The sequence below is a fragment of the Mesobacillus sp. genome (assembly GCF_057785455.1).
The window spans coordinates 1-4261 of record NZ_JBYNSB010000054.1 but is presented as its reverse complement, the minus strand read 5'-3'; the positions used below and the strand labels follow the sequence as shown (position 1 = coordinate 4261).

Below are 4261 nucleotides of genomic sequence, written 5' to 3'. Positions count from 1 at the left end.
CGACCCTGAGTATAAAGGATATGTTGTTGATGTCCCTGAGCTGGTGGGATGTATGAGTCAGGGTAAGACAATAGATGAAGCTCTCGAAAATATAAAGGATGCGATTAGGGGATGGATAGAGGTAGAAAAAAAACATGGGAGATTAGATGTTTTTGAAGAAAGGGCTGTATTTCTGGGTGAGGTTACTGTTTAATTGGGCATATTATCCAATATCTCTGGCGAAGAGGCAGTAAAGATTTTTCAAAAGTTTGGCTATATCCTTGACCATCAAACAGGAAGCCATATGATACTTTATCACGAATCACCTCCCACCTTATCAGTTCCAAGCCACAGAGAATTAGCACCGGGATTATTACGAGGGCTTATTAGAAAAAGTGGACTGACAGTAAATGAATTCTTAAAAGCCCGGTAGAAATACATTCCCGATATGAAAAAATTCACCTCTCATGAAATTAAAGAATTTGTCTCCAATCTGATATTTGATGAGAAGGTTATTTTAAACAAAGACCCTTCCTATCCAAGAATTTCGGTTCTTTCGTAAAAAATTTATAAAAAAACCCAGCCATAAGAAATAGGTATGATGTCCAAAGAATTAGAAAAATAAGGAAATAGAAAATCTAAAGAAGAATTTGATAAATGAATAATGAAAGTTTGACCCCCATGACACAATTTAAAATGGTCGCTGTTAGAATACTGTATTTCTAATAATGAGTCATCTTTGTGTTAACAATATATGGACCTCTTGCGCCTCCTGAGTCGCAGCTTGGCGATCTTAAAATAGGAAATTCGGTGCGGAGTTCACATATAACACAATTATTAAATCTGATATTGGCATTACCAGAGCCATCAAAAGTTGAAGCGGGGGTTGTGCCGTTGCTTACTACGGTGCCGCTGATAGAAAAGCCGCCCACGCCCGAGTAATTTACCGACTCGTTAGCAAATACAGAGCCAAATATATCAACAGTGCCTCTTCCGTCAAAACTTATATTGCCGCCTGCTATTAGCAGCACTGGGTTACAGTTAGGACTTGTACAGTCATTTATATTACAGCTTGAACAACTCCCAAACTGAATGTTTCCGACAGCGTCAGGAAATGTCGTAGCGCCCTGAGAATAAAAGATGCCCCCGGTAACATTTGCAGACCCCTTAATGATGGTCGTCGTATTAGAAAATACAAATGAATTTCTAATGGCATCCCTAAAAGTATTATCAATTGTATCAGTGCTGTTATGCCTAAAATTGCCCTTTGCAACAATTGTAGAGTTTCTTATGATTCCAACATTTAAAGTGATGTTTCCAATGCCAGCGCCAGTATTAGTTGTAGCCAACAATGAATTATTTGAGATAATATCAGCGTTTGCAAGTGTTATATTGCCTGCTGAGACCAACTTTGAGTTGTCAAAGCTCGCATCTGCATCATTTATCACAATATTGGCAGTAGTAGAGGTTGTATAAAAATTTTTTCCTGTAAATGTTGTATTATTTGGCACTCCAGAAAAAGTAATAGTACCTTCACTAACAATATCGGTAATAGTTGCAGGAATTGTATTTATTGTAAAGGGTTCATTAAATCGGAGTTTCCCTCCGCATGCTGCAAAATCTGGAACGCCAGTGCAAGAATTTGTTGCGTTGGTTAGTGTAAAAGAAGTATTGTTGCAAGTGCATGTGGTTGCTGGGACAGCGGTGCCAGATGCTGTGAGATTCGCTACATTAACTGTTGTACCATTATATGTTGGAACGGACAAGCGGCTAAGGAGGTCTCCCCAGTTATCAGCATTAAAGATTTGAGAAACCTGATCAGGCAAAAGGTTGCCCGTAACAGGGCAGTTTCCATTGCTTGCACAAGGGGTCCCGTTCTCTGACTGAATGGCATAAGGCGAGCCATATACGCCTCTTGGGTTATTCGGGCATACAGTGTCATCTGAAGTTGCATTGACATCAATACTGAAACTTGACCCGCCATAAAGGACGCCGGGGGTCTTGCAGGTAGGGTCGCAATTAACTATTGAAGAGCTTCCTCTAACATTTAAAATCCCGCCGCCTCTAAAGACCAATGGAGCGCTCTGGGCGATTGCATTTCTTGGAACAACTACTGATTTGACAACCTTTGCATTGCCCTGCGTGCCAGTGGCATGGATGAAGCAAAGGTTTCCAGCAAGAGATGTAGCAAAATAGGTATAATTAGAGCTGTTTCCTACAGAGCCGCTTCCACCTGACGGGCAGGTCGGATTATTAATATTTGGGGCAAGCGGTCTAATGCCCTCATTTACACCATATTCTGCCGCCCAGTTTGCAAGCTGATATTTCTTTTCTGCCGATATTGCAGTAAAGCCGAGCGTTGACATTTGCATCGCCGCCGCCCCCAGAACAAGAAGCAGAAGCATGACTATCAAAGCGGCTACAATTGCAATGCCTTTTTCATTTTTTATATATCCTGATTTTTTCATTTTTACCTCCCGAAAACCTTAGTTACTGTATATGTATCAAACTGACCACCATGTCTTGGAGATGGACTCCTGAAGGTTACAGAAACCCGCGCAGCGCCACATCCTGTTCCACCTGTTGCTGGTGCACAGGTTGTTCCTGGTGGAAGTGGTGATTCTTCAATTGCAACAGCAGTAAAAGCGGTTACTGGCGCTAATGGGTAAGGTCCATCCTGTCCATCATTACAAAAGCCATTTGACCTATCAATCAAACCCACATAAAGCCATAATCTATTTAAATCTGCTGGATTTTGCTGACAAAAAAACCTTATCTGGTGATGAGAACGTTGTATCACATCACCAGTCTGAAGAGGTTTGGGACTAAGTGCTGTACGTGTGTAAAGAGTTGCACTCATTGTGGAATTAGCGTATGGTGGTGATGATGGTAGATTGGTGCAGTCTGTATTTTGGTTTGTAATATCATCACGAAGGGACACCGGGTCAATATTACCTGAAATAACAGGGTTCATAGGAGTATTATTACTCCAGATGACATAACAGTCCTGATTTGAATTCTTGCTTAATCTGCAGCTTATCAAATTAGCAGTTGAGACGCCGTTGCTTAGACTTTCGACTACTCCGCTACCATGTATATTACCCCAAAAGGTTACATCTGAGCATTCTCCGCTTGTTGTGATTATCAGAGACTTTCGTTGCGCAGGGCATACAGCAGCACTGCAATCATTTCTATCAGCCCTCGACACTACCCCCACTCCCCATCTGTCGAAATATCTGGAGATTAATTCGATAGAGGGCGTTTTGGTCTCAATGTTGTCAGAAATGCTCTTTGCCTCTCTAAATATCCTTGTTGCAGATGTAAAGGACATCATAATTGCCCCTAAGACAACAGATGTAAGCACTATTGCAATAAGCACCTCGACCAGAGAAAATCCTTTATTGTTAAATATCTTTATCATATTTTCACCTCTATTTGAAGTTGCATACCCTTGTTGTTAGAGCAAAGCTTTTTCCCATTGCTGATGCAGTCATGGTTACATCATTACAGGTATTTAAGGCAGGGCTGCAGCTTCCGCTTTGAGCTACATTGACAACAAGATCCCCCTCGTAAGTGTAAGAAGCAGGTGGATTTGTATTAACATTCTGGCAATGTGTGAGGGCGCTCGATGCAGCATCTATCAATGAGTTCTGTACTGTCCTGTCAACAGTCCGGGTTGCAAAAGTCCCCTGTATGCTGGCGAGACCTAATAATGCGATGCTGATTATAGCAATCGCAATCAATGCCTCAATAAGTGAAAAGCCTTTGTTATTTTTGATTATTGAGTACATGTAACACACTCCCCTGTCCTTTCAATATCAGTTCTTACCCCTGTCCTGCTTATACATACCTTTCGATGCTTGCCGTCATATGCAACGCAGACATTGCCAGTAAAAATTGCCAGCCCCCTTGGATCAAAAGATGCCCCTGAACCTGCAAGAGTAACATAGCTATCCGTAACCGACATCGTTCTTAATACATTAGTTCCTGAACATATCCCTGCTCCCCTGCTCGTCCCAATATCCCGAATAGTCAATGTATTGCCTTGCACACACACTCCTACATTGGTAGTCCTTTCCATTGCATAAATCTTTGCCATTTTCACCATATATTCCATCTGCGAGGCATAGTCTATGAACTTGTAGTCTCTTTGAAATTTTAGCAGGGCAGGGATTGCAATAGCTGCCAAAATCGCAAGGATCGAGACAACAATCATCAACTCAACTATCGAAAAGCCTTTTTGTCTCATGTTTTTATTTATAGCAAATAAGATGCCATATTG

The 4261-nt window shown here is 41.4% G+C and carries 6 protein-coding genes; 2 read left to right on the top strand and 4 right to left on the bottom strand.

Features of this window, described 5'->3' with window-relative positions; genetic code table 11:
- Positions 1–193, top strand: a 193-nt coding sequence (locus AC3EBE_RS19935) for a type II toxin-antitoxin system HicB family antitoxin (RefSeq protein ID WP_488596767.1), incomplete at its 5' end; no start/stop codon positions are given.
- On the top strand, positions 194–412 hold the full coding sequence (locus tag AC3EBE_RS19930) for a type II toxin-antitoxin system HicA family toxin (RefSeq protein WP_488596766.1): 219 nt from the start codon (positions 194–196) through the stop codon (positions 410–412).
- A 289-nt stretch (positions 413–701) separates the two neighbouring features.
- On the opposite strand, the gene AC3EBE_RS19925 is transcribed toward AC3EBE_RS19930, so the two are convergent.
- The 4 genes from AC3EBE_RS19925 to AC3EBE_RS19910 form a co-directional block, all read right to left on the bottom strand.
- Positions 702–2447, bottom strand: a complete 1746-nt coding sequence (locus tag AC3EBE_RS19925; RefSeq protein ID WP_488596765.1) for a hypothetical protein — start codon at positions 2445–2447, stop codon at positions 702–704.
- A 2-nt stretch (positions 2448–2449) separates the two neighbouring features.
- Entirely contained in the window at positions 2450–3400 is a 951-nt protein-coding gene (locus tag AC3EBE_RS19920) for a PilW family protein (protein ID WP_488596764.1), read from the bottom strand.
- A 10-nt stretch (positions 3401–3410) separates the two neighbouring features.
- Entirely contained in the window at positions 3411–3770 is a 360-nt protein-coding gene (locus AC3EBE_RS19915; RefSeq protein ID WP_488596763.1) for a prepilin-type N-terminal cleavage/methylation domain-containing protein, read from the bottom strand.
- On the bottom strand, positions 3758–4261 hold a 504-nt coding region (locus AC3EBE_RS19910; RefSeq protein ID WP_488596762.1), incomplete at its 5' end, for a GspH/FimT family protein. The genes AC3EBE_RS19910 and AC3EBE_RS19915, both read right to left, overlap by 13 nt.